The following is a 23,499-nucleotide window of genomic DNA, read 5'->3' on the forward strand; positions in this document are numbered from 1 at the left end:
CATGGTTACACTAGGGATATTCGGGTTCAGTATTCTTGCGGGTATTTTGGGCTCCATATTGGGATTAGGCGGCGGGATCATCTTGACTCCTGTATTGACGCTTGTTTTCGGGCTAGACATCAAATATGCGATCGGCGCCAGCATCATTTCAGTTATCGCCACCAGCTCTGGCTCGACGATTGCTTATTTGCGAGATCGAATGCTCAATTTGCGCGTCGCAATGTTTCTAGAGATCGCGACAACAATTGGTGCGATTCTCGGTGCCGTTTTGACAGGCGTGCTGAACGCTACTTTTATGTATATTTTATTTGGACTTTTACTTGTTTATTCCGCAACCAACATGATTATCAAACTGCGTTCCAAAAAAACCGAGCAACTCAATAAGGAGCCAGATAAGATCGCAGAAAAACTAAAGCTCGACAGCACTTATTATGATAAAGCACTTCGCAAAGACGTCGATTATCGCGTCGAACACGTGCCCTCCGGATTCAGCGTGATGTTCGGAGCCGGCCTTGCTAGCGGGCTACTTGGAATCGGCAGTGGCGCTTTTAAAGTGATGGCATTAGATACTTTTATGAAAATGCCGCTCAAACCTTCTAGCGCGACCAGCAACTTGATGATGGGTGTCACAGCAGCAGCCAGCGCGACCGTTTATTTTTTCAACGGCTCGATTCGTCCGGAAATAGCTGCACCAGTGGCATTAGGAGTCTTGATCGGTGCAACGCTCGGCTCTCGCATCATGCAGATTTTGCCAGCTAAATGGATTCGTATGATCTTCATTCCGATTCTATTCTACATTGGTATCCAAATGATTCTAAACGGATTTGGGGTGAAATTCTAATGACTGCGCTTGACGATGAATTAAAGAAAATCGAACTCGTTATCGGGAAAGTCCTTCGTATTGGGGTTGTGACAGCAGCTGTGATCATCTTGCTCGGCTTGCTCCTCTATCTGATCACAGGCGAATCCGGCTATGCTGCCGGTCATTATCCGGTTACTTTCCAGACTATTTTCAGCGGTATTTTTGCCGGAAAAGCTTTTGCGATCATCATGCTTGGTTTGTTCGTCTTGATTTTGACGCCTGTCTTGCGTGTTGTCGTGTCGATTTATTCGTTTTATAAAGAAAAAGACTGGCTATATGTGATTATTACCGTTATCGTACTGATTATTTTGATCATTAGTTTCTTTATCGGTCATCACTGATAAGAAAAGCACTTTGTCATTATTTCGACAAAGTGCTTTTCTTTATTTTATACATGTTTTCTTCTTCGGATCAGAACCGCACCTGCAATCAGTGCGCTTAGACCTGCCAGTATATAGATGGCTGAATCCATCCATACATCTCCTGTGGAAGGTAAATGGATTTTTTCCGGATCATTTTTTTGATTCTTAGGCGTATTTTTATAATTTTTCTTTGGCGTTTTCTTGGTTGGCTTTGCCTTCTTATCCCCTTGTTTATCTGGTTTCTTAGGTACAGAAGGTTTATTCTTATCACTTGCTTTCTTATATACATAAACGACAGTTTGTTCTTTTGCAGTGAATTTCCCTTCGGCATTGCTTGGAGCAGCCACAAGTTTCCAACCAGCAATGTTTTTCGCCGTTGTTTCATATGGAGTGTCTAATTTTCCGCTTAATTTTTTGCTTGGTGCTAACTCGTTACCTTTTTCGTCTTCATATTTTACTGTTACTGCCGCTCCGTTTGCTTTTTCGTAAACGTATGTCACGGTCTGTTCTTTATCCGTGAAAGTACCTTGCGCATTGCTTGGAGTCGTTTTCACCGTCCAACCGACGATGTTTTTCGCCGTTGTTTCATATGGAGCATCTAATTTTCCGCTCAATTTTTCGTTCGGTGCCAGCTCGTTACCTTTGTCGTCTTCGTATTTCACTGTTACTGACGCGCCGTCTGCTTTTTCGTAAACATACGTTACGGTCTGTTCTTTATCCGTGAAAACACCTTGTGCATTGTTTGGAGTCGTTTTCACTGTCCAACCGGCGATATTTTTCGCCGTTGTTTCGTATGGAGCATCTAGTTTTCCGCTCCGTTTTTCGCTCGGTGCCAGCTCGTTACCTTTGTCGTCTTCGTATTTCACTGTTACTGACGCGCCATCTGCTTTTTCGTAAACGTATGTCACAGTCTGTTCTTTATCCGTGAAAGTACCTTGTGCATTGTTTGGAGTCGTTTTCACTGTCCAACCGGCAATGTTTTTCGCTGTTGTTTCGTATGGAGCGTCTAGTTTTCCGCTCAGTTTCTCACTCGGTGCTAGCTCATTACCTTTTTCGTCTTCATATTTCACTGTTACTGACGCTCCGTCTGCTTTTTGTAAAGGGCCATATTAAAATGTAGGAAAAGGGCCATCGAAAATGTAGGTACATGACAAATCTGATATTCTTTTTCATGAAACTATCCAAGGAGAGTGAATCATGAGAAAAGATGTCTTAGAAGGAGTGTTACTACACATTATGAATGAAATTCATCCTAATTTCGCAGCCCTTGCCAAACAATATAATTGTGATTATCGAACGGTTAAACGCTATTATGAAGCTGGATTGACGGGGGATTTAGATAAGCTTAGAGAGAGAAAACCTTCGGTCCCTCCTTTGCTTCATGGTTTTGAAGAAATTATTCGTGATAAATTAGAATTAAATTGTTCGGCAGCTTCTATCTTTTATTTCTTAGGTAAAAAAGGTTATAAAGGGAGTTATACAACGATTAAACGTTATTGTCGTAAATACCGGGAAGAAAAAGTACAAAAAGCAACGATTCGTATTGAGACCACACCCGGTCTTTCTGCTCAAGTAGATTGGAAAGAAAACGTTAAAATGGTTAGCCGAGACGGTGAAGTGTTTTATTTCAATATTTTTCTCTATATTCTTGGTTACTCAAGAATGAAGTACTTAGAGCTCACTTTTGATCGAACACAACCGACGGTTTTTCAGTGTTTAGTCAATGCCTTTGAATATTGCGGAAACGGTATTCCTCAAGAAATTTGGTTTGACAATATGAAAACCGTTGTCGACCGTAGTAAGAGTCAATTCACACAAACTGTTTTCAATGAAAAATTCCGGCAATTTGCGAAAGATGCTGGATTCCATCCGATTGCTTGTCGTCCTTTTAGACCCCAAACAAAAGGGAAAGTGGAAGCATTAGCCCGAACAGTTGAGCGTTTAATGGTCTTTAATTATGAATTTACAGATGTACAAGAGTTAAAACAGATCATATATGAATTGATGCAGATCTGAATGGCTCCGTCTCACAAGCCATCCACAACAAACCGACGGTTTTACTAAAGGAAGAGCTTCCCATACTAGCTCCCATCCATCGTTTAGAATTGCTCAGCTATGTTTCTAGAAATAAACGTCTACTGAGAAAGGTATCGATGGAGTCCATGGTTCAATATCAAAATGCTAAATATTCTGTTCCTGTTAAATATATTGGGAAAGAAGTGACGTTAGATATTCGTAGGGACAATCTATTTGTTTGGTATGGGGATAAATGTATTCGAACCCATCCTATAAGTGAAAAAGCGCTTAATTATCAACGCGAAGACTCGCTTGAAATTTTGCGTTCCGATGTATTTAAATATTTAGAAGATGAAGAATTAGAGCGATTTGTCGATGATAATTTACATGCATATGACGATCTATAAGGAGGAAATGATGTCCCATTACCATCAATTGTTAAATCAACTAAACGAATTGAATTTATCTTGCATGAAAGAAAATCTACCTGCCCATTTAGATGAGGTTGCCAAAAGTGATAAATCGCTTGTAGACTCTTTATTCGAGCTCACCCAACAAGAAATTAGTTATCGTAAAAAAGAAAGTCAAAAAAAGGTATTAAAGCGTGCAATGTTCCCCTACCACAAACGACTCCATGATTTCAATTTTGATTTTCAACCAAGGATAAAAAAGAAGGAAATGCAGGATTTATTAACATTACGCTTTTTAGACACATATGACAATATTCTCTTTATTGGAAATAGTGGTGTTGGAAAGACCCATTTAGCCGTTTCAATTGGATTAGAATGTATCGATCGTGGTTTAAGTTGTTTGTTCATTACGAGCACTGAATTAGTGAATCGTTTGATCCGCGCTCACAAGCGCGGAACTAGCGAAACGATGCTAAAAAAATATTCGGGTTATTCGGTGTTGATTATCGACGAAGTCGGCTATTTACCTTTCTCCAAAGAAGGTTCCAACTTACTTTTTCAGCTGATTAATATGCGGTATGAAAGAAAATCTACGATTGTTACAACCAATATCCCACTATCCCAGTGGTCCGAAATATTTGGAAACAAGAAGCTTACCAACGCGCTACTGGACCGGTTGGTCCATCACTCTAAATTGATCCAAATTACGGGGCCCTCTTATAGAATGAAGAGTTATAGCGAAAACAAAGAGGTGAAATCGTAAAAACGTTTAAACGATTTTCACCTACATTTTCAGTGGCCTAAAACCAACATTTTAATATGGCCCTTGACAGTATTATTAGGGTGTATGAAAAAGGGGTGCTAAAAATGATAGTTGGTTATGCAAGAGTTTCGACCATTGATCAAAATTTAGATAGGCAAATTGAAAATTTGCAATCTTTTGGTGCTGAGAAAATTTTCACAGAAAAACAATCAGGTAAATCTATAGAAAACAGACCTGTTTTTCAAGAAGTATTAAATTTTTTAAGAATGGGAGATCGTTTAATTGTTGAATCTATTGATAGACTAGGAAGAAATTACGAGGAAATAATTCAAACAGTTAATTACTTAAAAGATAAAGAAGTTCAGCTCATGATAACGAGTTTACCTATGATGAATGAAGTCATTGGAAATCCACTACTAGATAAATTTATGAAAGATTTAATTATTCAAATTTTAGCAATGATTTCAGAACAAGAAAGAAATGAAAGTAAACGTCGACAAGCTCAAGGGATTCAAGTCGCCAAAGAAAAAGGTATATATAAAGGGAGACCTGTTCTGTATTCTCCCAATGCTAAAGACCCACAAAAGCGTTTAGTTTATTACCGAGTTGTTGAATTACTTGAACAGGGTAAATCTATAAGTACTATAGCTAAAGAAGTTGGTATTACACGTCAAACTATATATAGAATAAAAAATAGTAAATAAAATAACATAGACAACAATCTATATAGATGTTAATCTATTTAATGTCTAGGAGGTTTATTCATGTCTTATAAAGAACTATCAACAATATTAAAAATTTTATCAGATCCAAGTAGGTTAGAAATATTAGATTTACTTTCTTGTGGTGAGCTATGCGCTTGTGACTTATTAGAACACTTTCAATTCTCACAACCTACACTAAGTCATCATATGAAGTCATTAGTAGATAATGAATTAGTTACAACACGAAAAGACGGCAATAAACATTGGTATCAACTTAATCATGCTATTTTAGATGATATTATCCAAAACTTGAACATCATTAATACATCTAATCAAAGATGTGTATGTAAAAATGTGAAATCAGGTGACTGTTGATGACTATTTTAGCAATTGTAATTTTTCTTTTAACTTTAACCTTTGTGATTTGGCAACCAAAAGGTTTAGATATTGGTATTACAGCTTTAATTGGAGCTGTTGTTGCTATCATTACAGGAGTCGTAAGTCTTTCTGATGTATTAGAAGTAACAGGTATTGTTTGGAATGCAACTTTAACTTTTGTGGCTGTTATTCTTATTTCATTAATATTAGATGAAATTGGTTTTTTTGAATGGTCTGCGATACATATGGTCAAGGCTTCAAACGGTAATGGCTTAAAAATGTTTGTTTTTATTATGTTACTTGGGGCAATTGTAGCAGCATTTTTCGCAAATGATGGTGCAGCTTTAATCTTAACGCCTATTGTATTAGCGATGGTAAGGAATCTAGGATTTAATCAAAAAGTGATTTTCCCCTTTATTATTGCCAGTGGTTTTATTGCTGATACTACATCACTTCCCTTAATTGTAAGTAACTTAGTTAATATCGTTTCTGCAGATTACTTCGATATTGGATTTATTGAATATTTTAGCCGAATGATCATTCCTAATATATTCTCTCTGATTGCTAGTATTCTCGTTTTATGGTTATATTTCAGAAAATCCATACCTAAAACGTTCGATACAGAAAATCTATCAGATCCTAAAAGTGCAATTAAAGATTCTAAGTTATTTAAGCTTTCATGGATAGTATTAGCAGTACTACTCGTTGGATATCTTGTTAGCGAGTTTATCCAAATTCCTGTATCAATTATTGCTGGTATTATTGCTTTTATCTTTGTAATATTAGCTCGTAAATCTAAAGCAGTTCATACAAAACAAGTGATTAAAGGTGCACCATGGAATATCGTTGTATTCTCTATTGGTATGTATCTTGTTGTGTTTGGACTAAAAAATGTAGGTATTACAACGATCCTTGGGGATGTTTTAACAAACATTTCAAATTATGGGTTATTTAGCAGCATCATGGGTATGGGCTTTATAGCTGCTTTCTTATCTTCGATTATGAACAACATGCCAACTGTTTTAATAGATGCAATAGCGATTGGCCAATCCAGTGCTACAGGAATATTAAAAGAAGGCATGGTTTATGCGAATGTCATAGGTTCTGATTTAGGACCTAAAATTACGCCAATTGGTTCTTTAGCAACATTATTGTGGCTACATGTCTTAACACAAAAAGGTGTGAAGATTTCGTGGGGAACATACTTTAAAACTGGAATTATCATCACTATTCCAGTCCTATTTGTAACACTCTTAGGTTTATACCTTACACTAATCATATTTTAAGAAAAGGGGCTTTAATTATGGATAAGAAAACAATTTATTTTATATGTACAGGAAACTCTTGTCGTAGCCAAATGGCTGAAGGTTGGGGAAAGGAAATATTGGGTGAAGGTTGGAATGTCTATTCTGCTGGTATTGAAACACATGGTGTTAATCCTAAAGCAATAGAAGCTATGAAAGAAGTAGATATTGATATATCAAACCATACGTCAGACTTGATTGATAATGATATTTTAAAACAATCAGATTTGGTCGTAACGTTATGTAGTGATGCAGACGATAATTGTCCTATTTTACCACCAAACGTTAAAAAAGAGCATTGGGGTTTTGATGATCCAGCAGGTAAAGAATGGTCAGAATTCCAACGTGTTAGAGACGAGATTAAATTAGCTATAGAAAAGTTTAAATTGAGATAATCATAAACACCTCTTATTTAGTTAATAAGAGGTGTTTTGCCATTTAAAGAACAAAATTTGTGCCATATAACTCCAAAACTGACAACATATTTACAATGTGTTCTTTTGTATTATAATAAAATAAAACAGGAAAGAAGGTGAATACTGTGAGTTATGTTAATACATTTATCCGTATCTCCGAAGATTCTCCTGTAACAACAAGCAAAACGCCTGAGCAGTATAGGGGGAAAGAAACCGTGGCAACACTGGAATATAAGCTGCTGCATGACCATCCTTATGCGTTCACTCAAGAAGATGTACAGTTTCAAACCCACCTGCTCAAAAATGATATTTCTACAACGGATGAAAAAGCGTTGGCAACCCTTCGGACTGAATTCTTCTCTAAGCCGAAAGCATGTTTCCGCGCCTCGCCGCTACCGAAAAAATATGGCTGGGGACTTCATTATGATGGAGCTGGGAAGATTGCGATTTATGGTGCCGAAACGGAAGCATATACACGTTTTCTCGCAGATGAAAATCTTCAACAGCTGAAAGGTATGAAATCGCGCAGATAAAAAAACGAGGTCACTATCTAAAATTAGTGACCTCGTTTTTTGTAAAATTATTTAAAAACAATATAGAAAATAATCGTTTGGTTACTGTGTCGCAGTGCTTTCTTACTGAAGATATCAGCTGCTTCACCATATGCACGCCCATCAGATGTCCATGTTTGGACGATATATTTTTTACCTAGTTTGATTTTCCCAGATGAGAAAGCATTGAATGAGGAAGCTGTGATGTTCTTATCCCCCCATTTAATTACAGGGAATTTGAAACTTTTCGATGTTTCAGCACTGTCTGTCTTAATAATTCTTATTTTTCCTTCACTCGGCAGTATGACATCATTCGTTTTAGAAAACATTCCCCAATCAAAAGCTCCATTCAAGCCTGCTTTTTCAACGCCAATTTGCATCAATAGCTCATGCTTTTTCCGCTTGTCCTTCTCATAATAATCGATATATGCCGAAATATATTTCGCCTTCGAATTAAATAAAATCTCTCCGCTAGAAGCAAACAACAGCGAAACTGGCCCTTCCACTTTTTTGTCCGCTACCTTTAAATGATCATCCGGAAGCCCGGCGATTTTATCTCCTTGAAATGGCCAGAAGTTCATGTGTTTGCAGTAGATCAGCGCAGCTAAAACAATAATAATGATGATGCTTCCAAGGACCACTATCCCGATTTTTCTCTTTTTATGTGATTTCAATCCATTCTCCCCTTTTTTTCTCTATTATAACATTTCCCGGGTAATAAAAAAGGCTGATCCCTAATTAAGGATCAGCCTTTTTTTATGCTAATTGCTCATATGCTTCTTTCACATTCACAAACAAACGGGAATATGGTTCAATGCCGGTATATTTTGTGATTGCTTTATCTACGCCTTCTTCTTGAATCATTTTCTGCAAGGCAACCGCTTCTTCATCTTCGGGATTATCAAAATGAAGGGCTGCTGCGATCGCATCGATGAGTGCTTTCGGTGTTTCATGGAAAGCTTCTACATATTGATTGGCAGGTTTCACGAAACGATCGTCGCCCCCGATCTTGCGGATTGGCGAACGTCCTACCCGTGTCACGTAGTCCGAGATGTTCGGGTTTTTGAAACGTTTGATGATTTCTTCAATATAAGCTTGATGTTCTGTATGGGAGAATTGGAATTTCCGTTCTAAGAGCGCACCCGTTTCTTCTAGCGCACTGCGAACGGCAAACAGGATCTGTTCATTATGGATGGCAGATTCGATCGAGTCGATTTTACGCATGAAACCAAAATACGCTGTAACAGCATGGCCGGTATTGACGGTAAAGAGCTTCCGTTCGATATAAGGTGTTAAGTCATCTACAAAAGTAAGACCATCAATTTCCGGCAGATCAGCTACTTGTTTTGGACGTTCGACTTTCCACTCATAAAACGGTTCTACTTTTACTGTCAGCGGATCATCATTCGTCTGATTAGGAACGATACGGTCTACCGCTGCATTTGGGAAAACGACATATTTATCGGCATACTGCTTGGTTTCATCATCTAACTGCTCATACACTTTTTCTTTCAAAAATGCGGAGCCACCGATCATATTCTCACAAGCGATGACAAGTAACACATGTTCATTGCCGACGCGTTTTTGGATTCCTGCCGCTAATGATTTAGCAATGATCGCCAGTACATTCGGTCCAACTGCGGTAGTGACTATATTTGTAGAAGCGATCGTATCGATCAATGCTGCTGCTTCATTCGCACTGTGCAATGCCGTTACACCAGAAACAGGAATTACTTCTTCTGCTTCGTCGGCAAGTACGACTTCATAGCTTTGTCTTTTTTTCAATTCATCGACTAATTGTTCATTGACATCTGCGAATACGACTTGGTAACCTGCTTTGGAAAGCAACAGACCGATAAAGCCACGGCCGATGTTGCCTGCGCCGAAGTGCAATGCTTGCTCTGCCATTATAGGTCACTTCCTTCAAAAAGATCGATGACTGCTTGTGCAGACTTTGCGTGGATGATTTCTGCAACATTCTCCTCTTCTGAGCAAACGATCGCGATGTTGGACAATACATCTAAATGTTCACCGTCAGCGCCGGCAATACCGATCACGACTTTCACTTCATTTCCGTCAAAATCCACGCCTTCCGGTACCTGGATGATAACGATCCCCGATTCATTGATCAGCTCGTTGCTTCCTTCTGTACCATGCGGGATCGCTACTTGATTCCCAATAAAAGTGGACGTCAAAGCATCGCGTTCGATCATTTTTTCGATATAAGCAGTTTGGACATAGCCTTGTTCTACTAATAATTCCCCTGCAAAACGGATCGCTGCTTCTTTATCTGCAAATGTTTGGTTCAATTTAATGTCTGTTTGTTTTAATTCCATGGTTAATTCCTCCAATACTAGGCATTCAGAAACTGGTTCAGCTTTTGAATGATGAAACTTGTGATCAAACTGCTGTCTGCGGATTCCAAGATGCGTGTCGTCTGTTCGCTTTCGATCAGCATCGCGCTGATATAGCTCATAACTTCTAACCCTTGCTGCGCGAACTTTTCCGGTGCAAGTAATACAACAAAAGTACTTGCGTCCATGTTGTCTCCGCCCATCGCAGGGACAGTCATTTTATTCTCTAATGGGAAAATTTGAAAAATCGGCGTCTTCACTTCGGAATTACGGGCGTGAAAGAGTGCTAAATTGGTTCCCGTGATCCCGAACCCGCTCCACTTCTCTCTGGAAAGCAATGATTTGATAAGCATTTCCACATTCATTTCTCGATCCTTTTCCATGATCCGCATACATAATGCCCGAAGTGTATCTTCCAGATCCGAGCTGTTTCCTTCGATCCGCGAAACTTGGAAGTTATTTAAAAGATCAATGATGGTGGAAATATAATACTGTTTATTTTCCAGTCGGTGGACGGTTTCTAAGATCGTAGTCTGCCGATTGATCTCTTCTTCGTCTGCATGACGGTGATAGTTTGCCTGCTTTTCATTCAGAAAGACTTCAATCTCCGAAACTTCCCGCTCCGTCAACATTGGTGAAACGAAAAAGTAGGGGAAATCGACATTTCCAAGGTCGATCGTAGAAATGATCACGTCATAGTTTTCTTTTTTCATTTGCAACGGCAATTCAAAGAGCGAGACCGTCTGCAGCTTTTTCAGTGCTGGAATTGCTTGCCTTAGCCTTGTGACCAACATTCTGGAAGTACCGATCCCGCTGGCACAGACTACGATGCCTGAATAAACTTTTTCCTCATTGCCTTGTAGGATCGCCGCACCGAAATGCAGGACAAGATATCCGATTTCTTCGTCCGGGACGTTACCGCTTTGATAAATTTCTGTAAATGCTGCTTTGACAATGTCAAACAGCTCAGGATAGTCCTGTTTGATCGATTTGACTAATGGATTGTGGATACGCATATTTTCATGTAAACGTCTCAGTGTGGGCCTTAGATGTGCTGTCAGACCTTTTAGCAACGTTTGTTGGTCTAAACGACGGTCGATCTTTGCTTCTACGCTTGTGATCAGCTGCTTGGCAACGGTCACCGCTTGGATATGTTCATTACCTGTAAAATCGCCGCTGTCATAATGGAGCGCCTTTGCTCCGCGGATATGCATCGTTACCAGTCCCGCTTCCCCGTCCGGAACAACATCTGCTTCCATTTCCAAACATTCGGCAATGATCTCTTTCGCTGTTTGAAATTCCGGATAGCGTTTTGCATTTTCATTCCGTAGCTCATAAATAAAATGTCCGGCAAGCATCCGATCGATCGAAATAACGATATGGATCACTAAACTGATATAGGCATCATCCGTGATCTGATACTCTAATTGCTGCCGCCAGTTGCGTAAGACTTTCTCGACCTTCTGGATCAGCTTACGGTCGATCAAATGCAGCAACCGCTCGGAAGCTGCTTGCTTTGCTCCCTCTTCCTCCGGCTGTTCCTGCATCAGACGAAATAGATTTGCTTCTGAAAACTGTTCCCCCAATAGATTCGTGAGCAATGTTCGTTTGGCGGTCTCCGTGCCGATAAGCCTAACGCCCGAGCCACGTTTCCGCTCGATTCGCACGGACTCATCCAGTTCTTCTTCCATTTTTGTTAAATCATTGCTTACGGTTGCTACCGTCACCCCTAAATCGTTTGCGAGCGCAATCAGTTTTACCGCTTCATCACTCTTCAAAATCGTTTTTAGTATATACTGCTGACGTTCTAGCGGCGTATATTCGTTATAAGAGAGATCTAATAACTGCCATTTGAAAGCCTGTTTATCGGCTTCATTACCCTCAATCGTGAGAATCGTATTTTCGCGCTGCAGTTCTAAATGGAATCCCTGCAGGGTCGTTTCGATCTCTTTCAGATCTCTTCTGATTGTTCGTTCGCTCACAGACATATAATCAGCTAGCGCGCTTGTTGTAATGGCTTCTTTTGACGTCAAGATATACTCCATGATCAATCTGGCGCGCGCTGACATATACATTTATATTCTCTCCTTCAATGAACTACTGATTATTTTTGAGTTCCTCAACAAGCTCATCGTACTTGGAACTGTTTAGGAAATTTTCTACAGATACGTGATAAGCTGTCGGTAATTTTTCTTTCGCCCGAGGAGTAAGGTCTTGGTGTGTCACGACAATATCCGCATTATCCGGCAATTGGGAGATCGCCGTATTTTTCACTTCGATATCTAATCCTGCTTTTTTGATCTTATTGCGAAGGACACTTGCTCCCATCGCACTTGATCCCATACCTGCATCACAAGCAAAGATGATGGATCGCGGATTAGTAGGCAATGTGTTTTGCTCCGTCACCTCAGCTACTGGTGTTGCTGTTTGAGAAGGTGTCATTGCCTTTTTACCCTTCATTTCGTGCATTTTGCTTTCTGCTGCTGCTAGATCTGTGTCCGGTTGTTTAGATGTTTTAAGCAGTAAGGAAGCTACTAGGAATGAAACGAGTGCTGCGAGCACGACTGCTAGGATTACACCAACGTAGTCTGTTCGTGCCGTCATTGCAAGTACTGCTAGGATACTACCTGGTGATGCGACCCCGACAAGTCCCGCATGGAATAAGGAAAGTGTTGCGATACCAGTTACCCCACCGGCCATTGCTGCCAAAATAAGAATTGGTTTCATCAAGATGTATGGGAAGTAGATTTCATGGATACCACCTAGGAACTGGATAATGATTGCTCCTGGTGCAGTTTGTTTTGCTGTACCTTTTCCAAAGAAAGAGTACGCAAGCAGAATACCAAGACCTGGTCCAGGGTTAGCTTCTACTAAGAACAAGAGTGATTTACCGACCTGATGCGCTTGATCGATCGCAATCGGACTAAGCACCCCATGATTGATAGCATTATTTAAAAATAGTACTTTCGCTGGTTCTACGAATAAACTTACTAACGGAAGTAGATGGACACTCATCAATCCTTCTACACCAGCTGCCAAAATATTATCTAGCCCCTCAACAGCAGGACCAATGACGATTAGAGAAAGAATTGCTAGAATCCCGGATAAAATCCCTGCTGAGAAGTTGTTAACAAGCATTTCAAATCCTGCTTTGATCTTGCCTTCCCAAAGTTTGTCTGTTTTTTTCATCAGCCATGCTGTAAGCGGACCTACAATCATCGCTCCAAGGAACATTGGAATGTCTGTACCGACGATAACACCCATCGTTGCCATCGCACCAACAACCCCGCCTCGTACGTCATAAACTAACTTACCACCTGTATACCCAATTAAGATTGGTAATAAGTATTTGATTGTCGGATCTACTAATTTTGCAATATCTGCATTTGGCCACCAGCCTTTAGGAATGAAAATCGCTGTGATCAATCCCCAAGCGATAAATGCGCCGATATTCGGCATGATCATACCACTTAGGAAACTACCGAATTGCTGGATCTTAACTTTAATGCCACCTTTTTCCCCACTCATGGAAAATTTCCTCCTCTTTGGTTTTCCTTTTTATAAATCGATCTATCTTTTGAAAAATCGTCTGCGCATACAATTTTTCATAGGCACTGCCTTCTCCTATATTGTAATAACAGTGCAAGCGCTTTCGCAATATAAAGTAAAGCTTATTTTGTCCAAAGCGGGGAGGACAAATGTAAAATAACATACTTAATGTGTTGGTATCTCTACAAAAAGACGGACAATAATTATTGTCCGCCAACTAGTAAAACTGTAAGATATTATTGGAATTCTTTCATTTTTGATCAACTATAGGAGATTTCAGGGTTACTTTAAGAGTGACACTTAATGCAAAACCAACGGAATGATCACACTTGCCATGATCGCTGTCCCGGCCATCGTTACCAGCGCGATTCCGCCTTCTTCTTTATTCAATGCCATTGAAGCATTCGTACCGAAGATGTGCGCCGCTGCTGCCATTGCTACACCTCGGGCCACAAAGTGATGGATCCGCATCCAGTTCATGATTTTATGTCCAAAACTAAGTCCGATGCAGCCAGATAAGATCACCGCGATCGAGGTCAGCGCGACACTTCCGTTTGTTTCTTGTGAAATACTCATCGCGACGGGAAGCGTCACATTTTTCTCCCAAAGTGAATGAACGATGTCTGGACTGATTGGCAGTACAAAACTCAGTAAGTAGGTTGCTGTCAGCGAGATACAAATGCCGACGGTGAAACCAGCTACTACAAAGGGAGCGAATTTCCAAACGATCCCACGAATCTGATAAAGCGGAAAGGCAAAGGCGACAATGGCAGGGCCTAATGTGAAATTAAAAAGTTGGGTCGCATGCAGGTATTTCTCGTAGTCGATATGACCGAGTAACAATACGACCATCATCATTGCACTAACAGTAAAGAGCGGCAATGTGAAAACAGATGGTTTCCGTTTATGAAACCATACACCGATCATAAAAAGAATAATCGTTAAGAGAAAGAGCGCGCTATTTTCTATCATTCTAAGCCCTCTTTCCCATGATTTCGTTTATAAAAAAATTTAACAGCCAATTGGGTGAACCAACCTGCTGTGAAAAAAATGATCATCGAGGAAATAATCAGTTCTAGTAAAATAAAAATGCCGTGATGCAGAAATAACGGCCCATAATTGATCAGACCTACCACGACTGGTACAAAAAGAATCGGCATAACGGAAAGTAAAAAGCTGGAACCTGATCCTACCCAATGAGCAGGAATGATTCGGAGACATAGACAAACAAATAATAGAATCAATCCGATCAGACTCCCTGGAATAGAGATATGGGTCAGCCACTGGACACCATTACCAAGCTCATAAAAAATAATGAGAATAGCAAATTGAGCAACCATTTTTACCCCTAATAAAAACGTTGCTTGGTATTTTTTTATCATTCTTAAAAACTCCTTTGATTTCGCTATCTCTATTATATCCAGAATCCAGTGTTATGAAAACAGTTTTCATTACTACCAAATGATAACGTCACAGCAAAAAAGCGGTCCATTAACGACCGCTTTGTGGTTTATCTCGTTCTCACTGCTTATAGATGCGCTGCTTCTACCAGCTGATAATCCGTTCTCTTTTCAAACTGAGCCACTGCATAAGAACAGACTGGCACGATTTTCTTTTCTTCGCGAATCGCTCGAATAACGGATAATTCTACCAATTTGGCTGCCAGACCACGTCCTCTAGCTGCTTCCACGACTACAACACTGTCGATGGTAAAAATATCTGGCTTTGGAAAGCTAAGACTAGCTGTCCCAATGGTTTCTCCTGAATCATTTACAACATAGATCTTATTCGCCGCTTCTCTGAATTCCATTACGATTCCTCCTAGCTTTTTCTATATTATGGTTCCCATTTCTTGTAAAAGTCAAACGAAAAGATATTTGACTTATCAGACAATCATTGAAATAATAAAAGATAAATTAAAATCGAAACCAGAAAGGATGTTAGGTGAAAAAAATGGCATTTTATTTTGAAGAACCATCACGTACTTTTAGTGAATTCCTGCTTGTCCCTGGATACTCTTCCACGAACTGTGTCCCTACGAATGTAGCCCTTAAAACTCCCGTAACAAAATTCAAGAAAGGACAGCAGCCGGAGATCAGCATGAATATCCCGCTTGTATCTGCCATCATGCAGGCTGTATCGGATGATGAAATGGCGATCGCACTTGCCAAAGAAGGGGGCATTTCCTTCATTTTTGGTTCCCAATCGATCGAATCAGAAGCAGCAATGGTCGCCCGAGTGAAAAATCACAAAGCCGGTTTCGTGCTAAGCGATTCCAATATCCGTCCTGATCAAACACTACAAGATGTGTTGGACTTAAAAGAAAAAACCGGTCATTCGACAGTCGCAGTGACCAAAGATGGTACTTCCACAGGAAAACTGCTTGGTATCGTTACGAGCCGCGATTACCGTATCACCCGCATGCAGTTGACAGAAAAAGTTGCTGACTTCATGACGCCTTTTGAAAAGCTAACGACAGCGCATAAAACAACGACGTTAAAAGAAGCGAACAACATCATCTGGGATCATAAACTAAATGCTCTACCATTGATCGACGACGATCAACATCTTGCTTACATCGTTTTCCGCAAAGATTATGATTCTAATAAGGAAAACACATTGGAATTATTGGACAGCTCGAAACGCTACGTGGTAGGCGCAGGGATCAATACTCGTGACTATGAAGAACGCGTGCCTGCACTTGTAGAAGCCGGTGCGGATGTACTTTGTATCGATTCTTCAGAAGGACATTCCGAATGGCAGAAAATCACATTAGATTTTATCCGCAAACAATATGGTGATCGGGTGAAAGTGGGCGCAGGGAATATCGTTGACCGCGACGGCTTCCGTTTTCTAGCAGAAGCAGGCGCTGATTTCATCAAAGTCGGTGTCGGCGGTGGCTCGATCTGTATTACTCGGGAACAAAAAGGCATTGGTCGCGGTCAAGCTACGGCATTGATCGATGTTGCTAAAGCCCGTGATGAGTATTATGAAGAAACTGGTACTTATATCCCGATCTGTTCTGACGGTGGCATTGTGTACGATTATCATATGACCCTTGCTTTAGCGATGGGCGCTGATTTCTTGATGTTGGGACGCTATTTCTCTCGCTTTGATGAAAGTCCGACCAACAAAGTAAACGTAAATGGCACTTACATGAAAGAATATTGGGGCGAAGGTTCCAACCGTGCCCGCAACTGGCAGCGTTATGACCTCGGTGGGGACAAAAAGCTTTCCTTTGAAGAAGGCGTTGATTCTTACGTCCCTTATGCTGGCTCGCTCAAAGACAATGTCAATACCAGCCTAAGCAAAGTAAAATCGACCATGTGTAACTGCGGTGCTCTTTCGATTCCAGAGTTGCAGCAGAAAGCAAAGATCACACTCGTTTCCTCTACATCGATCGTAGAAGGCGGAGCGCATGATGTGTTATTGAAAGATACCTCTAATAATTTATAAACCGCAAAAAAGAAGCAGCCCACTGATAGCTGCTTCTTTTTTCATATCTTAATTCAATATTTCCACTTCCGCGATCGCACTTTCAATATTTTGACTGATTTGGAAGGCTTCTACCTTCGCTCCCCGAACGGCATCATTCGGATTGATAGAAACAAAATAATATCCGGAAGCGGAGGCGAATGTCCCATAATCTTTCCCGCCGACTCTCACAATCACATATGCCCGCGGACTAGCGGTACCGGAAATATTATCTGCCCCAGCGCGAACCGTATTGATCGTTGGTTTTGCCGGATAGATTTGGATGAACTTCCGCTCTACATGCTTGGAAACTGGATCAACAGCGGTAATCTCGACGTTTTGACCAGCTTTATATGTTTTTGCGATCATGATTTGGAAATAACCTTCACTATCTGCATTCCCCTGATAGACGCGATCATTGATACGAACTTTTATTTCCGCATTAGCGATCGTTTTGCCAGTTATCAAACCATCTTGGTCTTTCACCATATTGATTCCCAGTAGAAACGCGCCTTGCACGACTGTGGTAATAACTTCTGTGCTTTTCTGACCATCTTTTGACGCATAGATCAGTACATAAGTCCCTGCTGGATAAGCCTTATCCAAACGCAACGAAAATTTTCCGCTATTGTCGCTGTAACCCTCATATTCATCTGTCCCGACTTTCGCGATCAGCTTAACATTTGGATCAGCCGTACCAGTGATCATAGTATCCTCGCTGCTTACTGTATTAACCGTTGGAGCGGTGATCGTTTTTGCCCCTTCTAAAACCACGGCCGTTGTGACCGAACTTGTGGCTGAACCTTTTTTGCTGTATGCTTCTACCTTTGTACCTGCCGGATAGGCCTTGTTCAGTTCGATCGTAAATGCCCCTGTGGTGGCATTAGGATACGCATAATATGATGTCGTTCCCATTTTCAGATAAACGATTTCTGCATCTTTCGCGATCCCCTTTACCGAAACATCCTTATCCGTAATATTTTCCAATGTTGGTGCTATCAATTTTACAGGCGCCTCACTGACAGTGATCGTCGTTTTTAGGCTTTGGTAATTTCCCCGCCTGCTTTGAGCAGTTATTTTCGTTCCCGCCGGCAATGTCCGATTAAGCGCTACGGTAAATTTACCAGTCACTCTATCCGGATAGCCCCAGTAAACAGCATTGTCGATGTAGATTTCGACACGATCTGCTTCTCTTGCTGTCCCGCTTATGGTCGTATCACTTTCGGTGACCGGTTCTAAGTATGGTGTTGGAACTGCTCGCGGATCTTTTTGTACATATAAAGAACTGGAAGAATAGAAACACGAATTACAAGAAACTTTGATCCATGTATTTACCGGCAGATGACCGCCGATATACCATTTATATCTCCCTGCATTATCAGCTCGGACTTTGTAAACACGCCCGGCTATTTGAATACTCACTGTACTTCTTGCCGCAGCGCTTCCTGTGATATATGTACTCGTATCATAAACCGGATCGATCTTCACTTTCAGAAAGGTACGAGCTGTTACTTCTGCAGCTTCTGCTTTTAGTGGTTTGTCGATAAAATGCACAGCAGTCATTATAACCAAAAGCAAAACGATTCGAAGGAACCATTTTTTATGATTTTTCATTTTCAAACTCCCTTTCATTAGAAAATGTCACGGCTTTCGCAAGCCGTGGCATTTTAATGTTTTTTTTAGAAGACCATAACATCCATTCCACTAGAAGTAATGTTATTAACAACAGAAGTTACATTGACGATATCTCCAAAATCAAGCGGCGTATTCAAGTTTATAATGAAGTTGCCGTCTGCATCTGCGGTCGTTTCATATTTATCATTTCCATTGACCGTAAGCGTTACTTTTGCCCCTGGATCCAGTTGACCGGAAACAGCGCTGTCCCCGTTACGTGGTGATATGGAAGTAGGGTGTCTCGGCATTACAACTGCATGAGCAACTTCCGTGCGGTCATCTGCGTCTTTCGCAAAGACTGTTACTGGAAGTCCTACCTCATACGTACGGTTGAAATCAATAGTGAATTCGCCGTTATCATCGGAATATCCTTCATAGACACGATCCCCGATCTTCACTTGATAATAACTGTTCGGACGTGATGTTTGTCCGTCAGCTGATTCATCTTGGCTCGTAATCTCTAATAGTTCCACTTCTAATTCTGTGCTGCTCAGCACTTTGGATTTGACGCTTGGACTAGTGTTATTTGCTTTGTCCGTCGCGGTCGTTTCAATAATCGTTCCTGCTTTATAGGTGTTGTCTAGCTTGATTGAAAAATCGCCATTTGCGTCCGCTACCGTTTCGTAACGACCAATGACTTTGTCTTTATCAGAAAATGTTACACGGACGGTAGCACCTTTTTCCGTTTTCCCTGTAAATGTTCTTTCATCGTCTTTCAGTACAGCTACGGCTGGTGCTTCCGGCGCTGTAGTATCTGTTATCGTGAAGGTTGCTGCATCGCTCTCTATGCCAGAATTTCCTGTAGCAATAACGCTGCCTTCTGTTCCCTCTGGATAAGTTCGGTTTAGCTGGATGACAAAGTTGCCTTTCTCGTCTGCTTTTCCTGTGTAAACCGCCCCATTGATCGTTACTTGGATATTAGCATTTGCTTCCGCTGTACCCGTAAGCTGTTTGTCAGAGTCGCCTACTGTATTCACTTGCGGAACGGCTGTTTTTACAGTTCCTTTGACTGTCACTACCGTTTCTTCACTGCGTTTTTGGTTCTTATCGATCTCTACGACTGTGATCTTAGTAGCTCCTGGGAACTGACGTTTCAAGTCAATTGAGAAAGTTTTATCATTTTCCACTGTTCCTTCAAATTTTTGATCGCCGATTTTCACTTCGATCTTGCTTCCCGGTTTAGAGCCCTTACCAGTCAAAGTGCTGTCCTGGTCGGTGATCGCATCCACTTGAGGTGCTTCCGGAACAGAATTATCCACCACTTTTACTGTTGTATTCGGGCTGACATTCCCTGCCTCATCAACTGCCACAATATTCAATGTTTCGTCGACTGCCATTTCTTTCGCCAATTTTATTGAAAAAGTGCTTGTTGTGTCGTTGACAACAGAATTGTTGGCAATACCTTGTCCAACGATATCACCGTTCTTGTCGCGAATGATGATTTTCGCATTTGTTTCGGCACTTCCCGATGCAATTTGTTTAGTAAATTCAACATCCTCCGCTTTAGGTGCTTCAGGTGCGATCGTATCTTTTGCTGTTACTTCTGTAGGATCACTTTCTAGCCCTTCGCTGTTGGTTTGTGTGACGAATACTTTCTCGTTATGCTTCAATTTATGATCGATACCCACCATAAAGGAATTATCGGCAGCTACCTTACCTTCGCCGATCACTTCTTGGGCTTCATTATAAGCACGGATCGTGTTCCCGCTTTCTGCCTTACCTTTTAAGACTGTATCTCCGGCTTCCGGTTGTGTTACAGTTGGTTTTTCGACTGTAACATCAACGATGCCATTGTCGCTGTCCGCGATATCACGTCCAACCATCAGAAAGACATTCGTTACTTTCGGCGCTGTGAATTCCATTGTAACGACATACTCCATATCTTCTTTCGCAACTATCTTCTCTTCATATAAGTTGCGGACGTTCGGCGCATTGGCTACCGTTTTCTTCGTTCCGTTAAAATCAACGGTCGCTACTGCTTTCCCAGTTGTCCGAATACCGTAGTACCATTTCAGGTTATACGTATGATTCTTTTTAAATTTGAAAACTCGTTGCGCTTTGAAAATCGCATCGATGTTAGCAAAGTTTACATATGCTTGCTTCAATGTTTCTGTCGGACTCTTTGATTCGACATCTTGTAAAAAGATCTTATCCAGTGGAATGTTCAGCTTACTTTTATAATGCAACACCTGCCAATTCTTGGCGATATCATAATCATCTGCTGCCAGCAACTGTGCTTTCTGCGGCAGTTCCATTTGCATAAATGCTGGTGTTGAAATTGTCTTCGATGCTTTTTCCGCTGCTGATGCTTCCACTCCCATCCCATGATTGAAAGTCAGCAAACAGCCAGCAACTACTAGGCTAGCTAAGCCTTTTTTATATACGTTTTTCATCTTCATTCTCCTTTTTCATCCCTGATTTTTTTCTTCCATGTAATTAATCCGGTTCCCATCACTACCAAACCGATAAATAGAAACAGATCCCAAGTGCTATCTCCGGTACTTGGCAATAAATGACTGGAATCTTGCTTGCCCGGTTTTTTTGCAGGCTGTTTCGCGTCACCGGTAGTGTTAGTGGAAATATCCGTGCGCTTTATCGGTTTCTTCCCGCTTTGCCCGTTCCCATTGGACTCATGTTTATCAGGATCCGGCTTTTTCGGGTCTTTTTCATTATCCTTTTTGCTTTCCTTCTCGTACTGATAAATGACCGATTGCGTATCTTTCGTAAATATTCCTGTTTGATTTTTCGGAATACCAGTTACTCTGTAGCCCTTCAGTTCCTTAGGCTGAGCTTTATACTCTGCTCCTAATTTGCCGGTAAGAATGACTGGAACAGCAATTTCCTTCCCTTGCTTATCTAAAAATTTGACGATGACATTGCTATTTTCCGTTGGTTTAACTGCTTTATACACTACTTTTATGATTTGATCCTCTGTTTGGAAAATTCCCATGCTGCTTGAGATATGTGTTGCTATGTATCCCGGAACAGCTTTGATTTCTGCTTGGAAAGCCGTATTGATCTTACCCGTTAGAATTTTATCCGCAGCTACTTGTTTGCCTTGTTCATCGACATACTTGATCGTTACTTTCCCAGTCGTTTTCTTTTCTTCTTTAACTGGTTCATAAACATAGCGGACGATTTGCGCGGTTTCTGTTATCTTGCCTTTTTCCTTTCCGACTACTTCTTTAAGTTTGTAATTGGGGATTGCTCGCGCCATGCATGTATAATCCTCACCCACGTTACCCTCGATCACTTCGCTGTCTGCTATTTTTTGATTGTCTTCGTTGACATAATGTGCAGTCACAGGTTTTCCTTTTTTGATGACCTTGATACCTTTAGAACCATCTGGATCAATGTCATAGCCTACCATTAGAAAGACATTCGTTACTTTTGGTGCCACGAAGCTCATGGTGATCTTATAATCCATATCCGCCGTCGGTGTGATCGTGTATTCATAGACATCCCACGGCTCTTTGCTAGATGTGAAAGTTTTACCGTTAAAATCAACGGCTGCAGTGGCTTTTCCTGTTGTCACCATGCCAAAGCGCCATTTGAATTTATAGGTCACTCCGTGTTTGAGCGGCAGCGTTTTTACTGCTCGAAACTTTGAGTTCCCGATATTCGCAAAGTTCAGGAAAGCGCGGTTGATTTTCTCTTCCCCGTTGCCAATATCTCTTTTCGCACCAGAGTCTTCAATAAATACCTTGTCCAAAGGAATATTTAAATCACTCGTGTACTCCTCTACACCCCAGCCCTTTGCGACATCAAAATCATCTGATGCTGCGAGCGAATCAGCCGGAAACAATAGTAATACGGCGATAAAAGTAACTAGGATCGCTGCTCCCCATTGGTATTTTTTGCTTTTCATCTTCTTTTCCTCCCTTGCTGCCTTATTGTTCTGTGTCTGGAATTACGGACTTTCTGCACTCACCTCCTTTCCTTCTATAGATAGAGCCCTTTCGAAAATGCTAAAAATTCTTGCATCTCCTCCAGATCGATCAGCATCTTTTTCTTATCCAAAATAAATTTCTCATCAAAAAGATGCTTGCACACTTTGGAAAATGATGTGGGATCGATCCGGCAATAATTTGCTAATGTCGTATTATTGATACTGCTGGGAAACTGATAATAGCCCTCATCGCTTGCCCCAAGTTTGTGTGCTGCTTCCAAGAGTCCAATGATCACTTTATCTTTTTGGTATTTTCCTTTACCGCCTTCTTTCATCATTAATTGATAGAGTCTTTCTGCCATGCGCTTCGTTAAATATTCCATAAACACTGGTCTGATAGAAAGATAATCCAACAAAAATTCACCGTCGATAATCCTGACATTGCAGCGGTCAAACGAATAGCGATAAATGTTTTTCCTGCTGTGCTGCGGCAAAAGCAGTTCATCAAAACCAATCAGATCTCCCTGTTTATGAAAATCGAGTACGCGCTGTCCCTCCTTTCCCATATTCACAAATGTTCCCATGTACCCTTCTTCCAAATAGAGTACTTGCAAAAAGCTGTTTTTTTCTGTAAAGATCATTTTGTCCCGTCCATAAAACTTTTTCTTTATCAATGTACTGCTACACGCATTATTTTCTAACTCTTCCACGATTTGAGCGTGCGAGACATTGTCTTCTAAGGAAACTCTATACATGTTTTCACCTCTTTGAATTAAAATTAGCATAATTCTGT

General features: G+C 40.8%; 22 protein-coding genes and 2 pseudogenes. 10 read left to right on the forward strand and 14 right to left on the reverse strand.

All coding sequences use genetic code 11. The annotated features are described in order from the left end of the window. The first annotated feature begins 1 nt into the window (after position 1). Together HMPREF0556_RS06220 and HMPREF0556_RS06225 are read left to right on the forward strand one after the other, a co-directional pair. Positions 2-841, forward strand: coding sequence for a sulfite exporter TauE/SafE family protein (locus HMPREF0556_RS06220; RefSeq protein ID WP_003756581.1), 840 nt, complete (start codon positions 2-4; stop codon positions 839-841). Further along, positions 841-1,203, forward strand: a complete 363-nt coding sequence (locus tag HMPREF0556_RS06225) for a DUF1634 domain-containing protein (RefSeq protein ID WP_003756584.1) — start codon at positions 841-843, stop codon at positions 1,201-1,203. The genes HMPREF0556_RS06220 and HMPREF0556_RS06225 overlap by 1 nt, the downstream gene beginning before the upstream one ends. Before the next feature lie 47 nt (positions 1,204-1,250). Here the strand turns inward: HMPREF0556_RS06225 and HMPREF0556_RS13830 are convergent, their stop codons facing one another. Both HMPREF0556_RS13830 and HMPREF0556_RS06230 read right to left on the reverse strand, forming a co-directional pair. After that, positions 1,251-1,364, reverse strand: coding sequence for an LPXTG cell wall anchor domain-containing protein (locus tag HMPREF0556_RS13830; RefSeq protein ID WP_440589913.1), 114 nt, complete (start codon positions 1,362-1,364; stop codon positions 1,251-1,253). A 117-nt stretch (positions 1,365-1,481) separates the two neighbouring features. Next, positions 1,482-2,321, reverse strand: a pseudogene (locus HMPREF0556_RS06230) (MucBP domain-containing protein); the annotation flags it as partial. A 100-nt stretch (positions 2,322-2,421) separates the two neighbouring features. Here HMPREF0556_RS06230 and istA point away from each other — a divergent pair. The 7 genes and pseudogenes from istA to HMPREF0556_RS06265 all read left to right on the forward strand — a co-directional run bounded on the left by istA (position 2,422) and on the right by HMPREF0556_RS06265 (position 7,748). Then, positions 2,422-3,647: pseudogene (gene istA / locus HMPREF0556_RS06235) on the forward strand (IS21 family transposase). Between the two features lie 10 nt (positions 3,648-3,657). Continuing rightward, the gene (gene istB / locus HMPREF0556_RS06240) at positions 3,658-4,413 is read left to right on the forward strand and encodes an IS21-like element helper ATPase IstB (protein ID WP_013315180.1); all 756 of its coding nucleotides are present in this window, start codon (positions 3,658-3,660) and stop codon (positions 4,411-4,413) included. 104 nt (positions 4,414-4,517) lie between these two features. Then, positions 4,518-5,117, forward strand: a complete 600-nt coding sequence (locus HMPREF0556_RS06245; RefSeq protein WP_031588332.1) for a recombinase family protein — start codon at positions 4,518-4,520, stop codon at positions 5,115-5,117. Between the two features lie 60 nt (positions 5,118-5,177). After that, entirely contained in the window at positions 5,178-5,492 is a 315-nt protein-coding gene (gene arsR, locus HMPREF0556_RS06250; RefSeq protein WP_000120603.1) for an As(III)-sensing metalloregulatory transcriptional repressor ArsR, read from the forward strand. Then, positions 5,492-6,781, forward strand: a complete 1,290-nt coding sequence (arsB, locus tag HMPREF0556_RS06255; protein WP_000153629.1) for an arsenite efflux transporter membrane subunit ArsB — start codon at positions 5,492-5,494, stop codon at positions 6,779-6,781. The genes arsR and arsB overlap by 1 nt, the downstream gene beginning before the upstream one ends. 17 nt (positions 6,782-6,798) lie before the next feature. Continuing rightward, positions 6,799-7,194 (forward strand): arsenate reductase (thioredoxin), encoded by a 396-nt coding sequence (gene arsC / locus HMPREF0556_RS06260; RefSeq protein ID WP_003756625.1) that lies wholly within the window; start codon positions 6,799-6,801, stop codon positions 7,192-7,194. Positions 7,195-7,340: 146 nt separating this feature from the next. Continuing rightward, the gene (locus tag HMPREF0556_RS06265) at positions 7,341-7,748 is read left to right on the forward strand and encodes a DUF6157 family protein (RefSeq protein WP_040486525.1); all 408 of its coding nucleotides are present in this window, start codon (positions 7,341-7,343) and stop codon (positions 7,746-7,748) included. Between the two features lie 47 nt (positions 7,749-7,795). Here HMPREF0556_RS06265 and HMPREF0556_RS06270 read toward each other — a convergent pair whose 3' ends face one another. The 8 genes from HMPREF0556_RS06270 to HMPREF0556_RS06305 all read right to left on the reverse strand — a co-directional run bounded on the left by HMPREF0556_RS06270 (position 7,796) and on the right by HMPREF0556_RS06305 (position 15,479). Next, entirely contained in the window at positions 7,796-8,440 is a 645-nt protein-coding gene (locus HMPREF0556_RS06270; RefSeq protein ID WP_003756630.1) for a hypothetical protein, read from the reverse strand. Positions 8,441-8,522: 82 nt separating this feature from the next. Next, positions 8,523-9,674 carry a mannitol-1-phosphate 5-dehydrogenase gene (locus HMPREF0556_RS06275; protein ID WP_003756632.1) on the reverse strand — a complete coding sequence of 384 codons (1,152 nt, stop codon included), beginning with the start codon at positions 9,672-9,674 and terminating at the stop codon, positions 8,523-8,525. After that, positions 9,674-10,102, reverse strand: coding sequence for a PTS mannitol transporter subunit IIA (locus HMPREF0556_RS06280; protein WP_003756633.1), 429 nt, complete (start codon positions 10,100-10,102; stop codon positions 9,674-9,676). The genes HMPREF0556_RS06275 and HMPREF0556_RS06280 overlap by 1 nt, the downstream gene beginning before the upstream one ends. Positions 10,103-10,119: 17 nt before the next feature. Further along, a complete protein-coding gene (locus tag HMPREF0556_RS06285; protein ID WP_003756635.1) occupies positions 10,120-12,195 on the reverse strand; it encodes a BglG family transcription antiterminator in 2,076 nt (691 codons plus the stop codon). A gap of 22 nt (positions 12,196-12,217) precedes the next feature. Further along, a complete protein-coding gene (locus HMPREF0556_RS06290) occupies positions 12,218-13,648 on the reverse strand; it encodes a PTS mannitol transporter subunit IIBC (protein ID WP_003756637.1) in 1,431 nt (476 codons plus the stop codon). 321 nt (positions 13,649-13,969) lie between these two features. Further along, positions 13,970-14,641, reverse strand: coding sequence for an LrgB family protein (locus HMPREF0556_RS06295; RefSeq protein ID WP_003756640.1), 672 nt, complete (start codon positions 14,639-14,641; stop codon positions 13,970-13,972). Then, entirely contained in the window at positions 14,638-15,051 is a 414-nt protein-coding gene (locus HMPREF0556_RS06300; protein WP_003756642.1) for a CidA/LrgA family protein, read from the reverse strand. The genes HMPREF0556_RS06295 and HMPREF0556_RS06300 overlap by 4 nt, the downstream gene beginning before the upstream one ends. Before the next feature lie 146 nt (positions 15,052-15,197). Next, positions 15,198-15,479: a GNAT family N-acetyltransferase gene (locus tag HMPREF0556_RS06305; RefSeq protein WP_003756644.1), complete on the reverse strand. Its 282-nt coding sequence runs from the start codon at positions 15,477-15,479 to the stop codon at positions 15,198-15,200. Positions 15,480-15,622: 143 nt separating this feature from the next. Between HMPREF0556_RS06305 and HMPREF0556_RS06310 the strand changes: the two genes are divergently transcribed. Continuing rightward, entirely contained in the window at positions 15,623-17,125 is a 1,503-nt protein-coding gene (locus tag HMPREF0556_RS06310) for an IMP dehydrogenase (protein WP_003756648.1), read from the forward strand. A 48-nt stretch (positions 17,126-17,173) separates the two neighbouring features. On the opposite strand, the gene HMPREF0556_RS06315 is transcribed toward HMPREF0556_RS06310, so the two are convergent. From HMPREF0556_RS06315 to HMPREF0556_RS06330, 4 genes are all read right to left on the reverse strand, one after another. Continuing rightward, a complete protein-coding gene (locus tag HMPREF0556_RS06315; protein WP_040486526.1) occupies positions 17,174-18,757 on the reverse strand; it encodes an Ig-like domain-containing protein in 1,584 nt (527 codons plus the stop codon). A 65-nt stretch (positions 18,758-18,822) separates the two neighbouring features. After that, positions 18,823-21,210 (reverse strand): Ig-like domain-containing protein, encoded by a 2,388-nt coding sequence (locus HMPREF0556_RS06320; RefSeq protein WP_040486527.1) that lies wholly within the window; start codon positions 21,208-21,210, stop codon positions 18,823-18,825. 2 nt (positions 21,211-21,212) lie between these two features. Further along, positions 21,213-22,685 (reverse strand): MucBP domain-containing protein, encoded by a 1,473-nt coding sequence (locus HMPREF0556_RS06325; protein ID WP_003756656.1) that lies wholly within the window; start codon positions 22,683-22,685, stop codon positions 21,213-21,215. Positions 22,686-22,759: 74 nt separating this feature from the next. Next, positions 22,760-23,461, reverse strand: a complete 702-nt coding sequence (locus tag HMPREF0556_RS06330; RefSeq protein WP_040486528.1) for a cyclic nucleotide-binding domain-containing protein — start codon at positions 23,459-23,461, stop codon at positions 22,760-22,762. Positions 23,462-23,499: the final 38 nt, after the last annotated feature.

This window comes from Listeria grayi DSM 20601 (genome assembly GCF_000148995.1).
Lineage (GTDB): Bacteria > Bacillota > Bacilli > Lactobacillales > Listeriaceae > Listeria > Listeria grayi.